This window comes from Stenotrophomonas sp. DR822 (genome assembly GCF_019793815.1).
In the GTDB taxonomy this organism is placed as follows: domain Bacteria; phylum Pseudomonadota; class Gammaproteobacteria; order Xanthomonadales; family Xanthomonadaceae; genus Stenotrophomonas; species Stenotrophomonas indicatrix.
In genome coordinates, this window is record NZ_CP081826.1 from 1,692,664 (window position 1) to 1,715,203 (window position 22,540).

Annotated in this window: 18 protein-coding genes and 2 pseudogenes; 7 read left to right on the forward strand and 13 right to left on the reverse strand. The window is 66.9% G+C overall.

Annotation, left to right across the window (positions count from 1 at the left end; all coding sequences use genetic code 11):
• Nucleotides 1–8: 8 nt before the first annotated feature.
• The gene (locus tag K5K93_RS07835; protein WP_222390473.1) at nucleotides 9–2,051 is read right to left on the reverse strand and encodes an alpha/beta hydrolase; all 2,043 of its coding nucleotides are present in this window, start codon (nucleotides 2,049–2,051) and stop codon (nucleotides 9–11) included.
• Nucleotides 2,048–3,025: a DUF4105 domain-containing protein gene (locus K5K93_RS07840; RefSeq protein WP_222391014.1), complete on the reverse strand. Its 978-nt coding sequence runs from the start codon at nucleotides 3,023–3,025 to the stop codon at nucleotides 2,048–2,050. The genes K5K93_RS07835 and K5K93_RS07840 overlap by 4 nt, the downstream gene beginning before the upstream one ends.
• A 164-nt stretch (nucleotides 3,026–3,189) precedes the next feature.
• Here K5K93_RS07840 and K5K93_RS07845 point away from each other — a divergent pair, with 164 nt between their 5' ends.
• A complete protein-coding gene (locus tag K5K93_RS07845; protein ID WP_025874047.1) occupies nucleotides 3,190–3,594 on the forward strand; it encodes a GFA family protein in 405 nt (134 codons plus the stop codon).
• Here K5K93_RS07845 and K5K93_RS07850 read toward each other — a convergent pair.
• The 3 genes from K5K93_RS07850 to K5K93_RS07860 form a co-directional block, all read right to left on the reverse strand.
• The gene (locus K5K93_RS07850; RefSeq protein ID WP_167552076.1) at nucleotides 3,591–3,767 is read right to left on the reverse strand and encodes a hypothetical protein; all 177 of its coding nucleotides are present in this window, start codon (nucleotides 3,765–3,767) and stop codon (nucleotides 3,591–3,593) included. The genes K5K93_RS07845 and K5K93_RS07850 overlap by 4 nt on opposite strands.
• Nucleotides 3,768–3,871: 104 nt before the next feature.
• A complete protein-coding gene (locus tag K5K93_RS07855) occupies nucleotides 3,872–6,973 on the reverse strand; it encodes an efflux RND transporter permease subunit (RefSeq protein ID WP_222390474.1) in 3,102 nt (1,033 codons plus the stop codon).
• 4 nt (nucleotides 6,974–6,977) lie between these two features.
• Nucleotides 6,978–8,144, reverse strand: a complete 1,167-nt coding sequence (locus K5K93_RS07860) for an efflux RND transporter periplasmic adaptor subunit (RefSeq protein ID WP_222391015.1) — start codon at nucleotides 8,142–8,144, stop codon at nucleotides 6,978–6,980.
• A gap of 152 nt (nucleotides 8,145–8,296) precedes the next feature.
• Between K5K93_RS07860 and K5K93_RS07865 the strand changes: the two genes are divergently transcribed.
• From K5K93_RS07865 to K5K93_RS07875, 3 genes and pseudogenes are all read left to right on the forward strand, one after another.
• Nucleotides 8,297–8,980 carry a response regulator transcription factor gene (locus K5K93_RS07865; protein WP_222390476.1) on the forward strand — a complete coding sequence of 228 codons (684 nt, stop codon included), beginning with the start codon at nucleotides 8,297–8,299 and terminating at the stop codon, nucleotides 8,978–8,980.
• Nucleotides 8,958–10,343, forward strand: a complete 1,386-nt coding sequence (locus tag K5K93_RS07870; RefSeq protein ID WP_222390479.1) for a HAMP domain-containing sensor histidine kinase — start codon at nucleotides 8,958–8,960, stop codon at nucleotides 10,341–10,343. The genes K5K93_RS07865 and K5K93_RS07870 overlap by 23 nt, the downstream gene beginning before the upstream one ends.
• Before the next feature lie 242 nt (nucleotides 10,344–10,585).
• Nucleotides 10,586–11,025: pseudogene (locus tag K5K93_RS07875) on the forward strand (LysR substrate-binding domain-containing protein); the annotation flags it as partial.
• Between the two features lie 516 nt (nucleotides 11,026–11,541).
• On the opposite strand, the gene K5K93_RS07880 reads toward K5K93_RS07875, so the two are convergent.
• The 3 genes from K5K93_RS07880 to K5K93_RS07890 all read right to left on the reverse strand — a co-directional run bounded on the left by K5K93_RS07880 (nucleotide 11,542) and on the right by K5K93_RS07890 (nucleotide 14,293).
• Nucleotides 11,542–12,429: a LysR family transcriptional regulator gene (locus K5K93_RS07880; protein ID WP_222390480.1), complete on the reverse strand. Its 888-nt coding sequence runs from the start codon at nucleotides 12,427–12,429 to the stop codon at nucleotides 11,542–11,544.
• 39 nt (nucleotides 12,430–12,468) lie between these two features.
• A complete protein-coding gene (locus tag K5K93_RS07885; RefSeq protein WP_222390481.1) occupies nucleotides 12,469–13,350 on the reverse strand; it encodes an SDR family oxidoreductase in 882 nt (293 codons plus the stop codon).
• 79 nt (nucleotides 13,351–13,429) lie between these two features.
• On the reverse strand, nucleotides 13,430–14,293 hold the full coding sequence (locus K5K93_RS07890; RefSeq protein ID WP_025874055.1) for a DMT family transporter: 864 nt from the start codon (nucleotides 14,291–14,293) through the stop codon (nucleotides 13,430–13,432).
• A 133-nt stretch (nucleotides 14,294–14,426) separates the two neighbouring features.
• Here K5K93_RS07890 and K5K93_RS07895 point away from each other — a divergent pair, with 133 nt between their 5' ends.
• Nucleotides 14,427–15,818: a PLP-dependent aminotransferase family protein gene (locus tag K5K93_RS07895; protein ID WP_222390482.1), complete on the forward strand. Its 1,392-nt coding sequence runs from the start codon at nucleotides 14,427–14,429 to the stop codon at nucleotides 15,816–15,818.
• Between the two features lie 69 nt (nucleotides 15,819–15,887).
• Here the strand turns inward: K5K93_RS07895 and K5K93_RS07900 are convergent, their stop codons facing one another.
• The gene (locus K5K93_RS07900) at nucleotides 15,888–16,361 is read right to left on the reverse strand and encodes a hypothetical protein (protein WP_222390483.1); all 474 of its coding nucleotides are present in this window, start codon (nucleotides 16,359–16,361) and stop codon (nucleotides 15,888–15,890) included.
• A 117-nt stretch (nucleotides 16,362–16,478) separates the two neighbouring features.
• Here K5K93_RS07900 and K5K93_RS07905 point away from each other — a divergent pair, with 117 nt between their 5' ends.
• On the forward strand, nucleotides 16,479–17,162 hold the full coding sequence (locus K5K93_RS07905; protein WP_222390485.1) for a class I SAM-dependent methyltransferase: 684 nt from the start codon (nucleotides 16,479–16,481) through the stop codon (nucleotides 17,160–17,162).
• A 15-nt stretch (nucleotides 17,163–17,177) separates the two neighbouring features.
• On the opposite strand, the gene smqnr is transcribed toward K5K93_RS07905, so the two are convergent.
• On the reverse strand, nucleotides 17,178–17,825 hold the full coding sequence (gene smqnr / locus K5K93_RS07910; protein WP_222390487.1) for a SmQnr family pentapeptide repeat protein: 648 nt from the start codon (nucleotides 17,823–17,825) through the stop codon (nucleotides 17,178–17,180).
• Nucleotides 17,826–17,985: 160 nt separating this feature from the next.
• On the opposite strand from smqnr, the pseudogene K5K93_RS07915 reads away from it, so the two are divergent.
• Nucleotides 17,986–18,342: pseudogene (locus K5K93_RS07915) on the forward strand (MFS transporter); the annotation flags it as partial.
• Here the strand turns inward: K5K93_RS07915 and K5K93_RS07920 are convergent.
• From K5K93_RS07920 to K5K93_RS07930, 3 genes are all read right to left on the reverse strand, one after another.
• The gene (locus tag K5K93_RS07920) at nucleotides 18,258–19,853 is read right to left on the reverse strand and encodes a PepSY-associated TM helix domain-containing protein (RefSeq protein WP_222390488.1); all 1,596 of its coding nucleotides are present in this window, start codon (nucleotides 19,851–19,853) and stop codon (nucleotides 18,258–18,260) included. The pseudogene K5K93_RS07915 and the gene K5K93_RS07920 overlap by 85 nt on opposite strands.
• An 11-nt stretch (nucleotides 19,854–19,864) precedes the next feature.
• Complete coding sequence (locus K5K93_RS07925) at nucleotides 19,865–22,003, reverse strand: TonB-dependent receptor (protein ID WP_222390490.1); 2,139 nt, start codon at nucleotides 22,001–22,003, stop codon at nucleotides 19,865–19,867.
• A 118-nt stretch (nucleotides 22,004–22,121) separates the two neighbouring features.
• Nucleotides 22,122–22,484: a DUF2946 family protein gene (locus K5K93_RS07930; RefSeq protein WP_222391017.1), complete on the reverse strand. Its 363-nt coding sequence runs from the start codon at nucleotides 22,482–22,484 to the stop codon at nucleotides 22,122–22,124.
• Nucleotides 22,485–22,540: the final 56 nt, after the last annotated feature.

Below are 22,540 nucleotides of genomic sequence, written 5' to 3' on the forward strand. Positions count from 1 at the left end.
GCGTTACGTCATGGCCTCGCCACCGTACCCACTTCATCGATGTCCTGGTGCAGGATGCGGCGCACTTCCAGCACCGCCTGCGGCGTCTCCTGCACGCTGTGGCCGGAGATGATCACCTTCTCCGACAGCGCGCCCGGCAGGTGCGAGCTCCAGTACGGCACCAGCCCATCGTCGGATTTCTCCACCGGCAGTTCCGGTTTGCGCTGGGCGATGATGGAGTGGTACTTCAGGCCCGGCGTGATCGGCAGCTGCGCAGCGGCTTTCACGAACGGGTCGCTGGCCTTGAGGTTGTCGATGCTGTTGGGAATCTTCGGCTTGGCCGTGCCATCGGCCTGCTGCTCGGCCTGTGCCAGTGCCAGGAACACATCCTCGAACTTGCCGAGGATGGTCAGCGGCAGGCGCACCAGGCGGCCGATCAGGCGGCCGACCTTGTTGCCGGCGATGTCCGTGCCCTGGTGCGGGGCGGCGATGAAGATCGCACGCTCCACGTTCGGTTCGGCCCTGAAGTGCAGCAGCGGACCCAGCTTGGACTGCACCCGCTTCAGGCGTTCGCCCTTCAGGTTGTAGTTGGCCAGCAGATCGTTCCACAGCACGTCGCCCGAGTCGCTGACCAGCAGGCGCGCCAGCACGCCACCCATGCTGTGGCCGATGTAGACCATGTCCTTCGAGGCGCGCGTGCTGCCGTTGGGGTCGAAGTGCTTCAACGTGTCGTTGAATGCGTTGGCGATCTCATAGCGGTTCAGCGCGATCGGCGCATTGGTCGGATAGTACACCTGCCACACCTGGAACTGCTGGCGCAGCTCGGGGTCACCCATGATCTCGTTGGCCAGGTTCACCCACGCTTCCGGGCTGCTGCCCAGGCCATGCAGCATGAAGATGATGCGGCGGTTCGGGTCCCACGGCTGCATCAGGTAGATGTGCGGCTCGCCGATGCCCTCGCTCATGCCGAACAGGGTACGCAGCGACTGCGTGGCGAACCCGCTCTGCGCCAGCCACAGGCCGTAGGCGGCGGTGAAGTTGCCCGCCAGCGGCACCTCTTCGCCATGCAGGGTGATGCGCTCGGTGGCCTCGGGCGAATAGCCATCCAGCAGCACCTGGCGGGTGCGCATCACGTCTTCCAGCGTGTTGCCTTCAAAACGCAGCAATGCCGTGACGTTGATCGAGGACATCTCGCTGTACTCGGGCACCGAATCATCGTGCTGGTGGCGTCGTCCGCGGCGGACGCCCTCCTCCTGCTCGTCCTTGCTGGCCTGCGCCTGTGCCGTTTCGGCCTTGGCCCCTTCGGCGGCGACGGCCGGCACCACCAGCTTCGGCGGGTCCATCACCATCACCAGCTCGGCGCCGAAACCATCGCGGCGATAGGTGCTGCGCATGCCGACGAAGCTGACGGTACCGGCCGGCACCAGCTGCTTGGGGATGCTCTTCAATGAAAGGCGCTGGAAATCGGAAGCCAGCGTCCAGCTGCCCGCCGATACCGGCTTGGTGTAGTCCTCGCCGGCCAGCGCTGCGGCACGGGCACGCGCGAACAACACCACGGCGGCCTTCTCGGCAGCATAGTTGTAGTAATCGCGTACCTGCGTCTGCCGGTCTTCGAACGCGCGATCGGAGGGCGAGCGCCCGCTGTAGAACAGATAGGCGTAGCCATAGCGCGCCGCCTCCAGCCATGCATCCAGCGCTGCATCGCTCATCGGCGGTTCGTTGGCCGCCTGCTTCTTCGGCGTCAATGCCAGAGCGGCCTTCACCCACAGCTCGGACAGCGTCGACAACCGCTGCTCGACGTTGAGGTCATCGGTCATCAACAGCGTGCTGCGGCAGACCAGGAAGTCCTTCTCGCACTGCGATTCGTCCAGCCCGGCCGCACTCAGCGTCTCGCGCGAGGCGGGGCTGAGCTTGCCGGTGTTGAGCACATCGGCACGCTTGTTGACCAGGTAATCGCTGGACGCCACCTGCTTGACGGTGACCATCGCGCAGCCGCTGCCGCCCAGCAGCAGGAAAGCAGCCAACAACGCCGGCAGCACGCGCTGCCAGCGGAACAGGATCATCGGGGTCATTGCTGCGGGTCCTGCTCGGTGCCGGGAATGCCCTGGCGGATCACGGTGGAGAAATCATCGTCGGGTGCCATCTTCAGCGCGCGCTCGGTGATGCGGCCCTTGGCATGCAGTTCGGCGTACGGCACGCCAGGCGTGAGCGCGCCCACCTCCTGCGCGTACTCGGCCAGGTAGCCCGAGGCCAGCAACCGGTAGTCCAGCGGCAGGCGCGGGGCGATATGCCGCGCCAGGTCGAACACGATCGTGGTGCAGTTGCTGGTCAGCGTGTTGTAGAAGCCGGGCGTGGCATCAAGCTGGCGTGCCTGGTCGATGTAGGCAGCAAACAGGGTCTTGAGCTGGTTGCGGTCCAGGCCGTGCAGGCGGTACAGGTAGACGTCCTCGCCGCGCGCGTTGGTGCGGGTGCGGATGATGTCGGTTTCTTCGGACGCGACCAGCGTCATCTCGAACTTGCGGAAGAAGCCGCCCAGTGCCGAGAACGATTCACCGCGCTCCTTGCGGATTTCCAGCGAGAACACCAGGTGGCGCCCGTCCTCGAATCCGAACGAGACCAGGGTGTGGGCGATCGCCGGGCCCATCCAGTACGACAGCACCAGGTCGGCCGAACGCAGCTGGTCCAGGTCGTAGCTGCGGCGCACCCAGCGCGCGTCGTAGTCGGTCTCGCTGCGCCAGGTGAAATCGCGCACGTTGTCCAGCACCACGTGGCGGCCATCGAAGGATTCCACGTGCAGGCGCTGCGCCACGTCATCGGCCCAGTCGCGGTCCTGGCGTGGGGTCAGCAGCAGCCACCACAACCCCGCCAGCGCCAGAGCGCCGGCAAAAGCCGCCCATAGCCGGCGTGTGCCACGGCCGCGCGCCACCTGCCACACCGCCCAGGCGGCGGCCAGCAGCCACAGCATCGCTGCGGTCACGCCCAGCCAGCCCGGCCCGGGCATCTGGTAGGTCAGCAGACCGGCCACCCACAGCGCCAGCAGCACCATCACACATCCTGTCATCCATCGTCCTGCGGCTTTCACTGGCATCCTGTCGGGGTCCCGGGGCGGCATAGTTAGCCACAAGCCGCCTCACGGCGACATCCACGACGGTTCAGGCTGGCGCCGGCGGGCGCATACTGGCGTCCACCAAGGGTATACAGGGAGCGAGGATGGGCATTACCACCGTGGCCGGCGTCGCCGTACAAGCGCAGCACCGGGCCAGCTGTCATTGCGGCACCGTCGAGCTGCTGCTGGACCTGCCCGAGGGCATCGTCGACCCGCGCCGCTGCGACTGTTCGATGTGCCGGCGCCGCGGCGCCATCGCCGCCAGCGTGGCCGAAGACGGGCTGCATATCGTGCGTGGCCAGGCCCATCTACGCCTGTACCAGTTCAACACGCACGTGGCCGAGCACTACTTCTGCGACGTCTGTGGCATCTACACGCACCACCGCCGCCGCTCCAACCCGGACCAGTACGGCTACAACGTAGCCTGCCTGGAAGGCATCGATCCGTTCGCGCTGGGAACCGTTCCGGTCAGCGACGGGGTCAACCACCCCTCTGATCGCACCGGTTAGTGGCGGCTGCGCCGGGGTGGCGGCGCGATCTTCTGCCAGGGGGCCATGCTGGCCCGGCCGACGCGCAACGGACGCTTCAACGGCGTTCGACGCGCGGGCAGGTCCGCTGCAGGCGGCAGCGTCGCGGCGGGCAGCGCAGGGCGCGAGGGCCAGAGTCGGTCAAGCAACCACATGGCAGGTCTCCGTGGGGGGACGGGGACGATCAACCCTACCGATGCCCGGGCCAAGACCGGGTGATGGCGCTGCGGCAGGAAGGTGACAGCCGACGCCCCTGCCCTCAGTGCACCGGCCGCGCCCTGCCCACCCGCCGTACCAGCACGAAGAACAGCGGCACCAGCACCACCGCCAGCACCGTTCCGGAGAGCATGCCGCCGATCACGCTCATGCCGATTTCACGCCGGCTGACCGCGCCGGCGCCGGTGGCCAACGCCAGCGGGATGACGCCTGCCACGAAGGCCAGCGAGGTCATCACGATCGGCCGCAGGCGCAGGCGCGCGCCCTGCAGTGCCGCTTCCACCGCTGAACTGCCGGCGCGGTAGCGTGCTTCGGCGAACTCCACGATCAGGATCGCGTTCTTTGCCGACAATCCAATCGTGGTCAGCAACCCCACCTGGAAGTAGATGTCATTGACGAAGCCCGCAGCCGTGGTCGCCAGCACCGTACCGATCACGCCCAGCGGAATCACCAGCACCACCGCCACCGGGACCGTCCAGCTCTCGTAGAGCGCGGCCAGGCACAGGAAGATGAAGGCAATCGAAGCGGCGTACAGGTACAGCGTCTGGTTGCTGGCCAGTTGTTCCTGATAGGACAGCCCGCTCCATTGCAGGTCGAACCCGGGTTGATCAGCCACCAGCGCCTGCATGCGCTGCATCGCTTCACCCGAGCTGCGCCCCTCGGCCGCGCTGCCCTGGATCTGCATCGCCGGCAGGCCGTTGAAACGCTGCTGCAGCTGCGGCCCACGCGCCCAATGGCTGCTGGCAAAGCTGGCGAACGAGGCCATCTGACCATTGCCGCCACGCACGTACCACTGGCCGATGTCGTCGGGCACGCTGCGGTAGGGCTGGTCGCCCTGCATGTAGACACGCTTGACCCGGCCGCGATCCAGGAAATCATTGATGTAACTGCCACCCCAGGCGGCAGACAGCGTGGAATTGATGTCGGCCTGTGCCAGGCCCAGCGCGCTGGCCTGGGCGTGGTCGATGTCCAGCCGCAGCTCGGCCTTGTCGCCCAGCCCGTTCAAGCGCACGGAGGTCAGCCCGTCGTCTTCGCCGGCCGCGCGTACCACCTGCTCCTGCGCGGCCTGCAACGCTACGCGTCCGGCCGCGCTGGTGTCCTGCAGCCACAGTTCGAAACCGCTTGACTGCCCGAGGCCGCGCACTGCCGGCGGCGCCAGCACGTTGACCTTGGCATCGGGCAGCTTGCGGAAATAGGCATTGGCGCGCGCGATGATCGCCGCTGCGGTGTTGTCGCCCTTGCGCTCGTCCCAGGGCTTGAGTGCCAGGAAGCCCTGCCCCGCATTCTGGCCGGTACCGGCGTTGTTGCGACCGACCACCACGAACACCACGTCCAGGTTCTGCTTCTCGTGCTCCATGAAGTAACGGCTGATCTGCTCGCCCAGCGCCTCGGTGCGCGCCATCGGCGTGCCTTCCGGCGTGGAGAACTGGAAGGTCACCTGGCCCTGGTCCTCCACCGGCAGGAAGCCGGTGGGCATGCGCGCGTACAAGGCAATCATGGCGATCACCAGCAACAGGTAGAACGCCATCCAGCGCCGCGGACGTGACATCACGCCACCGAGCTTGCCCTGGTAGGCCGACTGGCTGCGTTCGACGCCGCGGTTGAACGCGGCGAAGAAGCGCCCCGGCGGCTTCTGCGCCGACGAGGGCTTGAGCAGGGTCGCGCACAGCGCTGGAGTCAGGGTCAGCGCGACCAGCGCCGACAACGCCATGGCCGATGCAATCGTGATCGAGAACTGCCGGTAGATGATGCCGGTGGAGCCACCGAACAGCGCCATCGGCAGGAACACCGCACCGAGCACCACGGTGATGCCGATCAGCGCACCGGTGATCTCGCCCATCGACTTCTCGGTTGCCTCGCGTGGCGGCAGATGCTCTTCGTGGATGATGCGTTCCACGTTCTCCACCACCACGATCGCGTCATCGACCAGCAAGCCGATGGCCAGCACCATCGCAAACAGCGTCAGGGTGTTGATGGTGAAACCGGCCACCGCGAGGACGCCGAAGGTACCCAGCAGCACCACCGGCACCGTGATCGCAGGTATCAGGGTGGCGCGCAGGTTCTGCAGGAACAGGAACATCACCACCACGACCAGTACGATCGCCTCGATCAGGGTGTGGATGACCCCTTCGATGGAGACCCGTACGAACGGCGTGCTGTCGCGTGGATAGGCCACCTGCAGCCCGGGCGGGAACGTAGGCCGCAGCCGTTCAAGCTCCGCGCGTACTGCATCGGCAGTGGCCAGCGCGTTGGCGCCGGAGGCCAGGGTCACCGAGAAACCCGCAGCCGGATAGCCGTTGAGGAAGCTGCTGGTCTGGTAATTCTCCGCGCCGATCTCGACCCGCGCCACGTCGCCCAGGTGCACCGCCGCGCCGCTGGGCAGCGTGCGCAGGATGATCGCGCGGAACTGTTCCGGAGTCTGCAGGCGCGACTGCGCGGTGACGGTGGCATTGAGGCTCTGCGTCGCACTGGACGGCAACGCCCCCAGCTCGCCGGCAGTGACCTGGGTGTTCTGTGCCTGGATCGCGCTGCGCACATCCGACGGCATCAGGTCGTAGGCACGCAGCTTGTGCGGATCCAGCCACACCCGCATCGCATAGGCCGAGCCGAACACATTGATCTCGCCGACGCCGGCAATGCGGCTGATCGGATCCTGCACGTTGCTGACCAGGAAATCGGAAACGTCCACCCGCTCCATGCGCCGGCTGGTGTCGTACAGCGAAACCACCATCAGCGAGTCGCCCTGCGACTTGGCCACGGTCACGCCCTGCTGCTGCACTTCCTGCGGCAGGCGGTTGATGGCCTGGTTGACGCTGTTCTGCACCTGTACCTGGGCGATATCGGGGTTGGCGCTCTGGTCGAAGGTGACCGTGATCCGCGCCTGCCCCGAAGACGAACTGGTGGAGGAAAAATACAGCAGGTGGTCGATGCCCTTGATCTGCTGTTCGATCACCTGGGTGACGCTGTCTTCCACCGTCTGTGCAGACGCGCCGGTGTAGTTGGCGGTGATGTTGACCTGCGGCGGTGCGATGTCCGGGTACTGCTCGACCGGCAGCTGGGTCACCGCAATCGTGCCGAACGCCATGATGCAGATCGCCAGTACCCAGGCGAATACAGGGCGGTGGATGAAGAAGCGCGGCAGCATGCGCTCAGTCCTTTCCGGCCGGCGCAGCCACGGGCGCCGTCTTCATCCGCACCAGCATGCCGTCGGCAAGGCCCTGCGCCCCCGCCACCACCACCTGCTCGCCAGCGCTGATGCCATCAAGCACCAGCCACTGGTTGCCCACCGCGCGGGCAGTGCGGAAGGTGCGCAGCCGCGCCTTGCCCTCCCTGTCGACCAGCCACGCCTGCGCCTCGCCCTTGGCACTGCGGTCCACCGCCGACTGCGGTACCAGCAGCGCCTGCTGCTGCGTACCCTGGCCCACCTGCGCGCGCACGTACATGCCCGGCAACAGCTGTCCCTCGGGGTTGGGGAACTGCGCGCGCAGGGTGATGCTGCCGGTCTCCTGCTGCACATCGATGTCGGCAAATTCCAGCGTGCCCGGCAGCGGGTAGTCGGTGCCATCGGACAGGCGCAGCCGCACCGGCGCGCTGTTGGCCTGCACGCCCCCCTCGGCAATGGCGCGACGCAGCGCCAGGTACTCGTTGCTGGACTGGGTGATGTCCACGTTCATCGGGTCGACCTGCTGGATCCGCGCCAGCGGATCGGCCTGGGCGGATGTCACCAGTGCCCCCGGGGTGAACAGCGCGCGCCCGATGCGACCGGCAATCGGTGCGGTGACCGTGGCAAAACCCAGCCGCGTGCTGGCGGTATCGCGCGCTGCCTGCGCAGCCTGCACGGCCGCAGCCGCCTGCTGGCCACTGGCGATGGCATCGTCCACGTCCTGGCGCGCGGCCAGCTGGTCCTTGCCCAGCGCCTGCATCCGCTGCGCCCGCAGGCGAGCGGTCACGGCGGCCGCTTCGGCGGTCTTCAGGTTGGCCTGCGCCTCGTTCAGGGCGGCCTGGTACAGCGCCGGCTCGATCTGGAACAGGGGCTGCCCGGCCTTCACCAGCTGCCCCTGCTCGAACAGGCGCTTCACCAGCACCCCGTCCACCTGCGGGCGCACATCCGATTCCTGCGAGGCAATGGTGCGTCCCGGCAGTTCCTGCTCCAGCGCCAGCGTCTGGTTCTGCAGCGTCAGCACGGTCACTTCCGGCGTCGTCTTGCCTGGTTTGGGTGCGTCCCTGCCGCAGCCGGCCAGCAGGCTGGCCAGGGCAAGCACCAGCAGCGACCGGCACCAGTTGGCGGCAGGCACGGAGAAGTACGGAAGGGTCATCGGCAGCAGGTTCCACGCGCGGGGGGAGCGTTCGGCGCCGAATATAGAAGACAGCGCGCCGCGATCCAGCGAAAAACGCATGAAACATTTTTCATTTGCAGTGCACGCCCGTGGTTGCGAGGATGCGCAGGTCCCAATCTGCAAAGTGGCCCATGCCGCGCGTACTCACCATCGAGGACGACCTTGTCACCGCGGAGGAAATCGCCACCGAGCTGCGCAGCCACGGCTTCGAGGTGGACCTGGCCAGCGACGGCAGCAGTGGCCTGGCGCTGGCACGTTCAGGCGGCTACGCGGTGATCACCCTGGACCGCATGCTGCCCGGCATCGACGGGCTTGCCCTGGTCACCACGCTGCGCAATGAAGGCATCGCCACGCCGGTGTTGATGATCAGTGCGCTGTCGGACGTGGATGAACGTGTGCGTGGCCTGCGTGCAGGTGGCGACGACTACCTGACCAAGCCGTTCGCCTCCGATGAAATGGCCGCGCGCGTGGAAGTGCTGATCCGGCGCCAGGGCCAGGCCGCTGCCAGCGACAAGGTGCTGCGCGCCGGCGACCTGGAACTGGACCTGATGAGCCGCTCGGTGCGCCGTGGCGGCCAGGAGATCAACCTGCTGCCGACCGAGTTCAAGCTGCTGGAATTCCTGGTCCGCAATGCCGGCCAGGTGGTCACCCGCACCATGTTGTTCCAGGAAGTCTGGGGCTACCACTTCGACCCGGGCACCAACCTGATCGACGTGCATATCGGCCGGGTGCGCAAACGCATCGAACAACCCGGCCGGCCGCAGCCGATCTTGACCGTACGTGGAACCGGTTATGTCTTCGACGCGCAATCCTGACCATTGGCGATCATCCAGCAGCCGCCTGCTGGGCCTGTACTGCATCCTGTTCGTGGCCTGGTCCAGCCTGCTGCTGGGCGTGATGTACTGGCGCATCTCGGACTACCTGAACGACCTGACCGAATCGGGCCTGCAGCAGCGCGCCCATCTGTTCATGAGTTTCGACGGCCCGGCGCTGGATGACGCGCTGCGCGACAGCCAGCGCTTCGACCTGCACCAGGTATATACGTACGGGCTGTTCGACAAGGCCGGCGTGGCGATGGCGGGCCCGCTGACGGCCATCCCCGAAGGACTGCCGCTGGATGGCAACTCGCACCAGGTAGCGGGTTGGACGCTGGTCGATGGCCGCCACGAGAGCGGTGGCAGCGCGCTCGGCGTGGTGACCCGGGATGGCCGGACACTGGTGTTCGTGCGCCAGAACGGCAAGCTGATGGCGGTCAACAGCATCATCCTCGATGCACTGCTGTGGGGCGTGTCACTGACCGTCATCCCCGGGCTGGTGGGCTGGCATCTGCTGCGCCGGCGCCCATTGAAGCGGATCCAGCAGATCGAAGCGGCCACCAACCGCATCATTGCCGGCGACCTCGGGCAACGCCTGCCGGTATCCAACCGACGCGATGAGATCGATCGGCTGTCGAGCATCGTCAATGCCATGCTGGAACGCATCGAACAGCTGATGACCGAGGTCAAAGGCGTGTGCGACAGCATCGCGCATGACCTGCGTACACCGCTCACGCGCCTGCGTGCACACCTCTACCGCATGCGCGTGGGTCTGGACGAACACGACCCGCATGCGGACCCGCTGGACAAGGCGCTGGCGGAGACCGACATGCTGATGGCGCGCTTCGCCGCCCTGCTGCGCGTGTCCGAGCTGGAAAGCCACCAGCGCCGTTCGGCCTTCGACGAGGTCGACATCGCCGACCTGCTGCAGGAGCTGCACCAGTTCTACCTGCCGTTGGCCGAAGAGAAGCAACAGGATCTGCAGCTGCAGGTGGCGCCGCAGATCGGCATGCTGCGCGGCGACCGCGAACTGCTGTTCGAAGCGGTGGCCAACCTGCTGTCCAACGCCCTGCAGTTCACGCCTGCGCACGGGCGCATCCTGCTGCGCGCGATGGACGACCACGGCGCGCCCCGGATCGATGTGATCGACAACGGGCCGGGCATCCCGCCGCAGGACCGCACCTTGATCTACCAGCGCTTCTTCCGCGGCAGCAGCAGTGCCGGGCAAGGGCCCGGCTTTGGCCTGGGGCTGTCGATCGTGGCCGCCATTGCCGGGCTGCACGGTTTCCGTGTCCGCGCCGGCAGCGCGCCCGGCGGCGGCGCCTGGATGAGCATCCGCGGCGCCGCAGATGGTCTGCCCTGAGCGGAGCCCCGGTACCATCAGCTGCCGGTTCCGAGCACGGCAACGGCCGACGACCGCCGCAGCAGCATATGCTGCAGAGCACCGCCTGCGGTCAGTGCTGACAGCCCCAGCGCACGGAGCAGCACCCCCTCCACACACAGCGGGTGCTTGCCATCCGGCCGGCACAGCGCGCGGCGAGCAGTGGCAGCACCTGCGTCGGCGCGGACAGCGCCAGCATCCGCAGGCCGAGCTGGCGACGCCGCGGCCTGCTGCCGATTGGCCTGCACACCATCGGCTACCGTTTTCTGCCGCCGGTGCTGCCAGGCCTCCAGCAGCGCTACCCTCAGGTGCAATTGGAACTTGATTTCAATGACCGCCTCGTGGATGTAGTCAGCAAAGGGTTGTCTGCGGTGATACACAGCAGTGAACTGGCCGATTCCAGCCTGATGTCGCGTCGCCTCGGCAGTTTCCACTTCGAGCTGTGCGCAGCGCCGGCCACCTGCAAACACACCGCTGGCGCCGGTCGCTGGTGGAACTGCGTTCACTGCAGGCGCTGCATTTGCGCGTCCCGACCACCGGCACGGCGCAGCCCTGGAGCCTTCCCGGCGTGGATCGCGACGCCGGTGCCGCCCTGGCTACGGCAATGACCTGCAACAACATGGAAGCGCTGCTGGTTGTTGCGATCGGTGCCATGGGCGTGGCCCGGGGGCATCATCGATTGCATGGCCGAACATCCGTTCACCCGTCCCCGTTGAGCAGATAGATGCACCGCCCGCCGCCACTCCCCATGCACGACGCGCATTGCCACCCCCGAGGCAAGCGCCATCAGCGCATTCGTGGCTGACCACGAACAGGCGGCGGGCGATGCGGGTTGGCGTACCGGACAACTCTGGGACTGACCGGCGGATCATTGTGATCCCCACACATCGCCCACCACGGACAGCGGGTCACGAGATCCGCAGGCGCCATCCGTGCGCCTGCCGATCACGTGCCAGAGTTGATTGTGGGACGCCAATCCCAGCCGGCCGATGATGGCCGACGGGGGCATGCTGATTGCTGTCGCCGAGGCGGTATGTAGGGGTTGTCCGCGCCCGCGCATCAGGCTTGCCGCAGGTGCGATTTCCAAGGGCAGAACTGCAGGACGAGTCACACTCCGCAGGCATGCACGACGCCGATCAGCGTCGCACCACTGCACGCAGCACAGATGCTCAGCTGGCAATCACGACACTACCGGTTGCGCTGCCATCGCCAGGAAATTCTGCAGCACCGGCGCAGGCGATTCCGGGCGCATGCAGAACTGCAGTTCGAACGCAGCGCTGCCGCCATCCAGTGGTCGATAGACGATTTCTTCGGGACGGAACCCGGCCATGCTGGCCGGCACGATCGCCACGCCCGCTTCCACGGCCACCAGCGACAGCACTGCGTGCATGCCCTGCGCTTCCTGCACGACCCGTGGCGTGAAGCCGGCAGCAGTACACAGGCCCAGCACCTGCGCGTGGAAGCCGATGCCTTCGGCCGATGGCCATGAAACGAACGGCTCGTCCACCAGCGCGGCGACGTCCAGCCGTTGCCGTGCGGCCAACCGATGCGCGCGCGGCAGGGCAATGGCCAGTCGATCGTGGTCGAACGCCTGCAGATGCAGCTCTGCGCAAATGATCGGCGGAATCAGGATACCCAGGTCGATGCGCCCCTCGCGCAGCCACTGTTGCTGCTGCCGCGAGGTGGCTTCGTGCAGGTGCAGCTGCACCTGCGCAAACGCATGGCGGAACTGGCGGATCAGTGCCGGCAGGCGCCCATAGAGTGCGCTGCCGACGTAGCCGACGCGCAGGCTGCCGGTCTGCCCTGCCGCCGCTTCCCGCGTGCGCTGCAGCGCCTGTTCGGCGTGCTGCAGGGTTGCACGCGCCTCCACCAGCAGCGTCTGCCCCGCCGCGGTCAGGCCCAGCGTGCGGTTGCCGCGTACGATCAGCCCGGTACCCACCTCGTCTTCCAGGCGCCGCATCGCCGCCGTCAATGGCGGCTGCGACATGTGCAGGCGTGCAGCAGCGCGATGGAAGTGCAGTTCTTCGGCCACCGCCACGAACTGGCGGAGCAGGCGCAGATCGATCATTTCATCGCAGGCAGGGGGAGACCTGCCTAGGGTACGCGTTCAACCGCGCGCATCGACACTCGGCCGTGCAATGACCGGCCACTGCAGGGCCACCGATTCGATGCTGTCCGCTGCCACCGCACGCAGGTCGCGCGGATAGGCCACGTGTTCGGCTTCCTGCAATCGCAATGCATGGAACTGGCCGTTGCTGGCCCGCAGGGTCCAGCCCCCCTGCCGGCACCGCGTAGAGGCAAGGAAGGCGACCCCGGGTGCCACCGCCTCTGGATGCAGTTCATCCGGCTCCCCGTCGATGCCCCACATGCGGGTCTTGGCCACCGGCGACACCGCGTTGACCACGATGCCATGCTCGGCGCCTTCCAGGGCCAGCACATTGACCAGCCCCTGCGCAGCCAGCTTGGCCATCGCGTAGCCGCACAGGCCGCGCTGCGCATACTGCGGGTACAGCGCGCGATCGGAGGTGGTCAGCACGATGCGGCCGCCGCCGGCAGCACGCATCGCAGGCCATGCCGCCTGTGCCAGCCACAGCGGTGTCTTCGCCGCCAGGCACAGCATCTGCTCCAGCGCATCGTCTTCCACCACTTCAATACCGGCGTAGGCCACCCAGCCGGCGTTGTGGATGATGAAGTCCAGGCGACCATGCCGCTGCAGGATGTCCTGCACGAGCGCGTGGCAACCGCTGCGCTGGTTGATGGGGCCGCTGGCGGCTTCGACCGGCAGGCACTGGGCATGCAGTGCCGCCACCGCCTGGGCGATGCGCTGCGGATCGGTACCCGTGCCGTCCGTCGCGGCGCCCACGTCATGCATCACCACGTGCGCGCCACGCTGGGCCAGCAGGCGGCTGTAGGCCAGGCCGAGGCCACCGGCGGCACCGGTTACCAGGCCCACCTGGCCTTCGAACGAGATACTGGAACTGGGTTTCATCGGCACAGCTTCAACCAGGCGCGCCGGCCCCGGCCAATACTGTTGGCGGCACGCCACGATACGCCGGCGCTATCGCGCGTCATCGGCTGAAGCGGCGGGCGCCGGCCACGCAGATCACCGCTGCCACGGTCACCAGCAACATGCCGGCGCTGACGGTCTCGTGCAGCAGCAGCGCCGCCAGCGCCAGGCCGAAGAACGGCTGCAGCAGCTGCAGCTGGCCGACCGCAGCGATACCGCCCTGGGCCAGGCCGCGATACCAGAACAGGAAACCGACCAGCATGCTGAACACCGCCACGTACCCCAGCGCCCACCAGGCCGACGCGGCGACCGCCGTGAACGAGGACGGGCGCATCGCCACCATCAGCGGCAGCATCACCGGCAATGCCAGCAGCAGTGCCCAGCTGATTACCTGCCAGCCACCCAGATGCCGGGCCAGGCGGCCGCCCTCGGCATAGCCGAGTCCGCACACCACGATCGCTGCCAGCATCAACAGGTCGGCCTGCAGAGAGGCTTCGATGCCGTTGCGCGCGGCGTAGCCGACCACACAGGCACTGCCCAACAGCGAGAACACCCAGAACGCCGGGCGTGGCCGGTCACCGCCGCGCAGGACGCCGAATACCGCCGTGCTCAGCGGCAACAGGCCCAGGAACACGATGGTGTGTGCCGAGGAGGCGTGGCGCAGGGCAAGCGCGGTCAGCAACGGGAAGCCCACCACCACGCCCAGGCTGACCAGCACCAGACCGGGCAGATCGCTTCTGACCGGGCGCGGCTGGCGCAATGCCAGCAGCAGCACCAGCCCCAGCAACGCGGCGATGCTGGCGCGTGCGGCGGTGACGAAGCTGGCGTCCAGCTCCATCACTGCCAGGCGGGTGGCCGGCAACGAGCCGGCGAAGATCACCACACCGATGAAGCCATTGATCCACCCGCTTGCCGACCGTTCCACACCCTGCTCCAGAATTGCCGGGCAATGGCCGGCCGTGCCCGTCATTGGGCCACCGGGCACGGGCGATACACAGCTACAATCCAGTACAGTCACAAGTAACTGTACTGCCCACAATCCCCTTACAGTCACGCGCATGTCCCGACCGCCCAGCCGCATCGACAGCGTCATCCACGCCGTCCGCTCCCGCATCAGTTCGCGCCTGGATGGCCCGGGCAGCCGCCTGCCCTCGGTGCGCGCGCAGGCCACGGCGATGGGCGTTTCGGTGTCCACCGTGGTCGAGGCCTACGAACGTTTGGCCGCCGAAGGCGTGATCACCGCGCGCGCCGGCTCCGGCTTCTACGTGGCTGGCCCGGCGGCACCACTGGCGCTGGCCGAAATGGAACCGCGGCTGGATCGCGCGGTGGACCCGCTGTGGGTATCACGGCAATCGCTGGAAACCCCGCCGGGACACCTCAAGCCCGGCTGTGGCTGGATGCCCAGCGACTGGCTGTACCACGATGGCCTGCGCCGTGGCCTGCGCCGCATGGCCCGCGCCGACTCCGCGCAGCTGGTGGACTATGCAGGACCGCTGGGCCTGCCGGCATTGCGGCAGACGCTGCAGCGACGCGCGGCCACGCTGGGCATCGACGCGTCGATGGAGCAGTTGCTGCTGGCCGAATCGGGGACGCACGCGGTCGACCTGATCTGCCGCTTCCTGCTGAAGCCCGGTGACTGCGTGCTGGTCGACGACCCGAGCTATTTCAATTACCACGCGATGTTGAAGGCCCATCAGGTGCAGGCCATCGGCATACCGTACACGCACACCGGGCCGGACCTGCAGGTGTTTGCCAGCGCGCTGCAGGAACACACGCCACGCCTGTACATCACCAACGCCGGGCTGCACAACCCGACCGGCGCGGTGCTGTCGGCGACCACGGCACACCGCCTGCTGGGCCTGGCCGAACACAGCGAACTGATCATCATCGAAGATGACATCTTCGCCGACTTCGAGCTGCGCCCGGCGCCGCGGCTGGCGGCGCTGGATGGATTGTCTCGGGTGATCCATGTCGGCAGCTTCTCCAAGACCATTTCCGCGGCATCGCGCTGCGGCTACATCGCCGCGCGCCCGGACTGGATCGAGGCACTGACCGATCTGAAGCTGGCCACCAGCTTCGGCGGTGGGCACCTGGCGGCGCACCTGATGCAAATTGCACTGACCGACAGTGGCTACCGCCGCCACATGCAGGCGGTGCGCACGCGCCTGGCCGATGCGCGCAAGCACACGCTGCGGCAGGTGCAGAAGCTGGGCATCACGCCATGGCTGCAACCCGATGCAGGGCTGTTCCTGTGGTGCCAGCTGCCCGATGGTCGTGATGCATCGGCGGTGGCCAGGCAGTGCCTGCGCGAAGGCGTCGTGGTGGCGCCGGGCAATGCCTTCAGCCAGTCGCAGCGGGCTGCCGACTACGTGCGTTTCAATGTATCGCAGTGCCAGGACCCGAAGATCTGGCAGGTGCTTGGGAAGGCGTTGCAGACGCGTACACGATGACTGGCGATTGACCGGCCTGTATCGCCTGGAAGCAGACGGGATGAAGCCCGCGCTCTGAAAACCCCGGGCTCAATGGGCGAGGTAGGTCTCTGCCGGGATGTCCAGAAGCTCCGGACCCGAAAGCGCGGCGCCCTGCAGATCGGCGCCGGTATTCAAGGCGTTGTCGATCGCATTGAGCGACGAACTGCGCTGGCAGATCGCCCGGAACGCGGCGCGTGGCCCTTCGTGGCACATGGCCAGGGCGCGCTGGAGACCGGCAGCGAATACAGGCTCACGGTCGAGCGGCAGTTCATGCAGCTCGCCTTGTGCGTCGGAGGCGGTGAAGGTACCGGGCAGCTGCACGCCCAGTTCCATATGACCGATCAGGGCCATGGCGAAGGCTTCAGGCAACCACACCAGCAGGCGTCGCATCTGCCAGTGTTCGCTGCCGAGCGCGAGCAGCGCCCGCTCGGCCTGCTCCTCATCCACGCCCTCCCGTCCCAGCATTGTCAGCGCCAGTTCAAAGGCTTCCGCCGATGGCATCGAAGGGCTGCGAGGGTCCATTCCCGATCTCTTCAATGCATGCAGGCGCAGACCTCAAGCAAAGGCGGGCCACTGTGCAATCGACACTTGCCGGGCACGGTAAAGTGGATGTTCGCCATTGCCGCAGGAATCCTTCCGATGTCCTTCTCCGATCCCCACGCCGTGGCCCGCTACGCGGAGGGCCCGCTGCGGCAGGTACCCGGTTTCCTCGGACTGCAGCAGATGAGCCACCTGCTGCTGGCCGAACACGTACCCGATGATGGCCAGGTGCTGGTGCTCGGCGCAGGCGGCGGCCTGGAACTCAAGGCCTTCGCAGAAGCGCACCCGCAATGGCGGATGCTCGGCGTCGATCCTGCCGCGCCAATGCTGGCGCTGGCCGAACAGACCCTGGGGCCGTTGATGGCCCAGGTGACGCTGCTGGAAGGCTACATCGACGATGCCCCGCAGAGCGTCTTCGACGGCGCCACCTGCCTGCTGACCCTGCACTTCCTCACCATTGAACAGCGCCTGCGCACCCTGCGCGAACTGCGGCAACGGCTGCGTGCAGGTGCGCCTTTGGTGGTAGCGCACCACAGCGTGCCGCAGGACGCGGCCGGCAAGCATCGCTGGCTGCAGCGCTACGCCGCGTTCGCCGAGGCTTCCGGCATTCCACGTGCCGATACACAGCGCGCGGCCGAGGCGATCGCCGAACGCCTGCCGCTGCTCTCAGCCGAACAGGAAGTGGCGCTGCTGCAGGAGGCCGGCTTCGAGAACGTGGAACTGTTCTACGCCGGCTTCAGCTTCAGGGGCTGGGTGGCACATGCGCCGGCCACACCGGCATAGCGCCGCGACGCACGCTCATGGCACCACGGTGATGCCGATCCGCTGCATCAGCAGCGCCACCTGCTGCACATCCAGCGTGGCGCCACGCAGGTTGGTGCTGCGCAGGTCCAGTTCGCCCAGTTCGGAGTTGGTCAGGTCGCAATCGGTGAAGTTGGCGGAATTCCAGTCGACGCCATCGAACTGGCCGCCGGACAGGTCCGACCCTGCAAAACTGGCGCCGCTCACGTTGGCACCGTCCCAGCGGTTCTCCCACAGCTCGCACTTCTCCAGCGTCACCCGCGAAAAGTTGGCATAGCGCAGGTTGCTCTTCTTGATGAAGGCACTGCAGAACCAGCTGCGCGTGGTGATCTGGTTCATGAAACTGGCGTTGCTGAAATCGGCACCCTGTGCGCGGCATTCGCTGATTTCCAGCCCCAGCGCCTTGATGAAGTTGAAGTTGCACATGCTGAGGTCGCACTGGCGGAAGCTGGCTTCCTTCAACGTGGCACCACTGAAACGGCACCCGGTGCGCGTGTCGGCATCGTAGAAAACGCAGTTCACGAACTCGGTGGCGGTGAGGTCAGCGCCGGAGAAATCGCATTCGAGGAACTGCTGGTCGACCACCTTCTGGCCGGTGAACTGATCGGCGCCGATGCGCAGCTTATGGTGAACAGTGGAGGGCATGCAGGGTTCCGTGCCGGGTGCCTTGCCATGATGCCGCGCTGGAAAGGCGATGGACAGCACCAACTCGCGCGCGATTCACCAGCGCTGCAGCCGCAGTGTGTACAGGCGTCCCTACGAGTCGCCACCAACTCCCGCTCCTGCACATCAATGCACAGACAACCTGGTGGAGCGCATCGGCCGGCAGAAGGCGATCGTGGTCGGTGCGCTGCTCGCCTGCGCCGGCGTGCTGGTGCTCACCCTGGTCACGCCATGGCAGGCGTCGTTGGTCGGCTACGTGCTGGTCGGCCCGGGCTGCGCCACCATCGCACCGGCGCTGTTCTCGCTGGCTGGCAGCCAGAACCGGATGCCGCGGGCGATCGCCATCACCGCCGTGTCCACCCTCGGCTTTGCCGGCATTCTTGCCGGCCCGGCGCTGATCGGTTTCGCCGCCAATCATTTCGGCCTCATTGCCGCCTTTGTAGGCGTGGCGATGGCGCTGTTGCTGGTGGCAGTGTCGACGCGCTGGCTGCGGGCGTGATGCGCATGGCGGCGCTTGCGCCGGAATGTCATGCGCAACCGCCGGTAACCGATGACGGTTGCCGTTGCACATAACGCGGTGCCTGCCAGGCTGAGCAGGAGCAGCACGACCAGCCGCGCACTGTGCTGCTGCAGCATTGCCGGCAAGTCCCAGCTGTGCAGGAAGGAGAACAGCCAGCGACCTGCGCGCTCGCGCTTGCCCAGCGTCAACAGCGGATCGCCGGTGGCCAGGTCGACATAGACGCGGGTTGCCTCAGCGTCATCGAAATCAGCCATCGCCACCGGAAAGCGGCGTACCGCGGCGCCGTTCATCGCCTCTGCAGCGCGTGGGTAGAAGTAGGCATCGGGCGCCTGCAGAATGGTGAATCCGCGCAGCCCCGCGTCGGACATCGCCGCGACCCTGCCCCGCAACCATTCTGCACCGAACGCAGTGGACACCAGCAGTGCGCCGCCCCGCTCTCTGACCATGCGCGAACCGGCATTGCCATCCAGCACCACCGCGAACAATTCGCCACCAATGCGTCGCCACTGGATCTCGACCGGCACGAACCGCGGCGTGTGCACTGCGGCCAATACTGCAGCCGGCTGGGCAATGGCACCTGTATCCATCGGCACCTCACCCTGATAGCGCCCCACGTCAAGCGAGGCGCGAGAGCTGCTGAACACCCCCAGCGGATTCATCGACATCAATCCACTGAAGATCCAGGTGAACACGAATGCGCTCGCCATCAAGCCGATCAGGTGATGCCAGCGCATCCACGGCTCCTGGTACGGCGTCTTCGACCCTGACCGGTACTGTCCGCGAAACCGCCAGCGCCAGATGCCGACCACGACCCCGCTGATCGCGGCCACCGTGCACAGCGCCGACAGCACGATCACCGTCCAGGTCCAAACCGGGTCCACCGACTGCATGCGCAGGAAGTACAGCCAGTGCAACCACGCACCCACATAGTTCCAGCGCTGCTGCAGGCGCGGTGCATCCAGCACGACTTCGCCGGTCCGCGAGGATACGTAGACATCATCGGGCTGCGCACCACCGACGCCGACGCGGTACAGCGGTCGATGCGGATCCAGCGCGCGCGAATGCGTCCAGCGGTCTTCGTCCAGCGGCATGGCGCCAACGAAGGCAGGGCCGCCGGCGAATTGCGCGGCGGAAACCTCGGCCAACTGCGCCGATACCGGCGGCAATGCCTGTCCGGTAAGCGCCGACCACGCGCCCATGTTCGCGCCGGAGCGCACCACGTAGGCGGGCTCGCCACGCAGCGTCGTCAACACGACCCGCTCGGGCGCCTGTCGAACGGCTTCCGGCAACACGGAAAGTGCCTGCCAACCGCGCGCGTCGGCCAATGCGGGCAGCGCGGCCAACCGCTCCGCTGGCGTCAGCTTCGGGTAGCCGACGAACAGCATCACCATGCCGCTGACGAACCACAGCAGCATCAGCAGGCACCCGCCGATGCCCAGCCAGCGATGCGTCAGGTAGGTCCAGCGTTTGGCGGTGGATCGCAACGACATGGCCTGCGTCCTCAGAAGCGATGGTCGAGGCTGAACTCGACGCGCCGGTCCGCGCCCAGCAACCACTGCGTGCTGGTGTAGTACGCCGTGGCGTAGTACGCCTTGTCGAACATGTTGAACACGCGCGCGGTCAGCCGTGTGCGCGGCGCGGCCTGCCAGGTCAGGGCCAGGTCGGTGGTGGCGTAACCCGGAAGCTGCAGCGTGTTGGCGTTGTCGGCATAGCGCTTGCCCACGTAACGCACGCCACTGGCCACGCTCCAGTCGGGCTGGAACTGCCAGCTCAACCAGACGTTGGCCAGGCGCTCGGCCACGTTCGGCGGCACGTTGCCATCGCGCGAGACGATCACCGCCGGCGTGCCGGTGGCTTCCAGGAAATCCTCGAACCCGGCATTGAGCACGGTCGCGTTGGCATCCAGCGACCACTGTGGAGCGAAGTTCCAGTTCAACGAAGCTTCGATTCCCTTTGAGGTCTGTGCCCCCACCTGCACCCGCCGGTCGGGCTGCAACGGGTCACGGCTGAGCAGGCCGGTCTTGCGGATGCGATAGGCCGCCAGCGTCCACTCGCCTCCGTCAAAGGCCTGCTTCATGCCAACCTCGACCTGCTTGCCCGTGGCCAGATCAAACACGCCATTGGCCGGGCTGATCATCAACAGGCCACTGACCGGGTCGGCCGCCTGCGAGTACTGCGCATAGAGGGTCAATGTTGGTTGCAGCGCGAAGACCGTGCCCGCGCGCCAGCCGGTGCTGTTGTAGGTCCTGGAGAACGCACGCCGGCCGCTGACCAGGTCATTGCGGTCGATCGTGGTGCGGTCGTGACGCAGGCCAGCGAGCACCGACCAGCGCTCGCCCAGTTCCAGCCGGTCTTCCACGAACAACGCGACCTGTTTGGCGCTGTTGCGGTAGCGCGGAAGGTTGGGGGCGTCGCTGCTGAACCCACCGGGCACCGGGTTGAAAGGATCCACCGGCCCCGAGCTGCCCGCATAGGTGTTGTTGGTGTGCTTGAAATGCGCACGGTTGGCATCGAAACCGACGGCGAAACTGTTCGGCAGCCCACCCGCATTGCCCAGCAGGCGCAGCGTGGAAGTCAGTCCGGTCTGGTCCTGGTTGTGGGTGATCTGGGTGTTGCCGGAACGGTCGATCAAGCCGGTGCGCCCGTTGTAGACATAGGCCTCGGCATTGCGCCAGTCGCGCTGGCTGTCGATCTGGTAGACGCGTGTGCGCCACTCCACGTTGTCGTTCGGCGTCCAGGCCGCATCGAGCTGGGTCCAGCGGTCGCGGAAGCGGATCACGCTGTCGGCCACGTTGTAGTTCTCGTGGCGTAGCGCGCCCAGCTGCCGCCCATCGATCAATGGCGTACCGAAGTAGCGCATCGGCTTCTGGTAGCCCTGCGCATGGGTCAGCGTGAACTGCAGATCCGTTCGTGGCTGCCATAGCAGCGCAGCAGAGAACGTGGCATCGCCGTTCTGGCCGCGATCGACCCACCCGCTGCTGTAGTTGCCGCTGACATCCACGCGGTAGGCCAACACGGGCGTAAGTGCGCCACCGCTGCCGAATCCAAGCCGCGCAGTATCTTCGCTGCCCACGGTCACGCTGACCTCATTCTCGATGGCGCCGCGCGAAGGCTTCTTCGGCACGATGTTGACCACGCCGCCGATGGCGCCATCGCCGTGGATGACCGAGGCCGGCCCGCGCAGCACCTCGATGCGCTCGACCGACCAGGTGTCGAACGGAAAGGTGATGCCCACACCACCATACTGGCGCAGGCCGTCGTACAGGCGCATCACCGAGGCGCCATCGGTGAAGCCACGGCTGGACAGCGCACTCAGGCCGTTGCCGGGATGGGGCATGGCACTGATCGCGCCGGCGCGGATGATCGCGTCGTTGAGATTGGAATCGCCGCGCTGTTCCAGCTGCTCGCGTGAAATCACCGTCAGGCTGGCCGGCGTCTGCAGCACGCTCAGCCCGAGCACCGAACCGGTACTGGCGGCGGAGGACAGCGAGCCGCTGCCGGTATCGACCACGCGGACGGTATCCAGGGTCGTTGGAGGTACCGCATCGTCGGCAAGGGCGGGCACGGTGTACAGCAGGGACATACACAACGCAGGCAGCGCGGCCCTGCGCAGACGCGCAGGGTTGGGGATTGTTTTCATTTGTTCACGGCATGCTGGGCCGCCCCGCACTGCGAGGCAGCAGAAAGAAGGGCGCACGCGGTAATGCCAGGCCACGCCTGGCAACCCGGGAAAATCAATCAGCGCGTGCGCAGAGCGCTCAGACGGCCAGCAGCAGCGGTGGCCCGCGCGCTCCCAACGTGCCGCAGATCCGCTGCGGCAACGTCTGCACCGCACCGCGCAGCGCACGGCACACTGGTGCCAGCGGAATCATCAACAGCAGCGCCGCCACCAGCAGGGTGATCAGTCGTGCGGCAATCAGGCAGTAATCGCAGTCCACGCCCATCTCGTGGTCGGCGTGTGGATCGGCCGGCGGCTTCGGTCTCGCTTCGCCATGCTGCATTGCCATCGCGTGCTGGGTGTGTGCGGCGTGGTCCATGGCCGCCACCGGTGCGGCAGACGCAACCATGTGCCCATGTACCAGCCAGCGGCTCACCAGAGGCGCAAACAGCACCAACAGCATGGCAAGCCATGCCAGGGTCTGGAACCGGCGGTGGAGAACGGAACGGCGCACCCGGC

Bases quoted from the DNA above. Each gene is read 5' to 3' on its own strand.
- K5K93_RS07880 (WP_222390480.1), bottom strand. From the start codon at position 12,429: ATGATCGATCTGCGCCTGCTCCGCCAGTTCGTGGCGGTGGCCGAAGAA.
- smqnr (WP_222390487.1), bottom strand. From the start codon at position 17,825: ATGCCCTCCACTGTTCACCATAAGCTGCGCATCGGCGCCGATCAGTTC.
- K5K93_RS07885 (WP_222390481.1), bottom strand. From the start codon at position 13,350: ATGAAACCCAGTTCCAGTATCTCGTTCGAAGGCCAGGTGGGCCTGGTA.
- K5K93_RS07860 (WP_222391015.1), bottom strand. From the start codon at position 8,144: ATGACCCTTCCGTACTTCTCCGTGCCTGCCGCCAACTGGTGCCGGTCG.
- K5K93_RS07905 (WP_222390485.1), top strand. From the start codon at position 16,479: ATGTCCTTCTCCGATCCCCACGCCGTGGCCCGCTACGCGGAGGGCCCG.
- K5K93_RS07850 (WP_167552076.1), bottom strand. From the start codon at position 3,767: ATGTGGTTGCTTGACCGACTCTGGCCCTCGCGCCCTGCGCTGCCCGCC.
- K5K93_RS07895 (WP_222390482.1), top strand. From the start codon at position 14,427: ATGTCCCGACCGCCCAGCCGCATCGACAGCGTCATCCACGCCGTCCGC.
- K5K93_RS07855 (WP_222390474.1), bottom strand. From the start codon at position 6,973: ATGCTGCCGCGCTTCTTCATCCACCGCCCTGTATTCGCCTGGGTACTG.
- K5K93_RS07920 (WP_222390488.1), bottom strand. From the start codon at position 19,853: ATGTCGTTGCGATCCACCGCCAAACGCTGGACCTACCTGACGCATCGC.
- K5K93_RS07930 (WP_222391017.1), bottom strand. From the start codon at position 22,484: ATGCTGTTGGTGCTGTTTGCGCCTCTGGTGAGCCGCTGGCTGGTACAT.
- K5K93_RS07925 (WP_222390490.1), bottom strand. From the start codon at position 22,003: ATGAAAACAATCCCCAACCCTGCGCGTCTGCGCAGGGCCGCGCTGCCT.
- K5K93_RS07865 (WP_222390476.1), top strand. From the start codon at position 8,297: ATGCCGCGCGTACTCACCATCGAGGACGACCTTGTCACCGCGGAGGAA.
- K5K93_RS07840 (WP_222391014.1), bottom strand. From the start codon at position 3,025: ATGGTGCTGCTGGCGCTGTGGGTGGCCGGTCTGCTGACCTACCAGATG.
- K5K93_RS07845 (WP_025874047.1), top strand. From the start codon at position 3,190: ATGGGCATTACCACCGTGGCCGGCGTCGCCGTACAAGCGCAGCACCGG.
- K5K93_RS07900 (WP_222390483.1), bottom strand. From the start codon at position 16,361: ATGGACCCTCGCAGCCCTTCGATGCCATCGGCGGAAGCCTTTGAACTG.
- K5K93_RS07835 (WP_222390473.1), bottom strand. From the start codon at position 2,051: ATGACCCCGATGATCCTGTTCCGCTGGCAGCGCGTGCTGCCGGCGTTG.
- K5K93_RS07870 (WP_222390479.1), top strand. From the start codon at position 8,958: ATGTCTTCGACGCGCAATCCTGACCATTGGCGATCATCCAGCAGCCGC.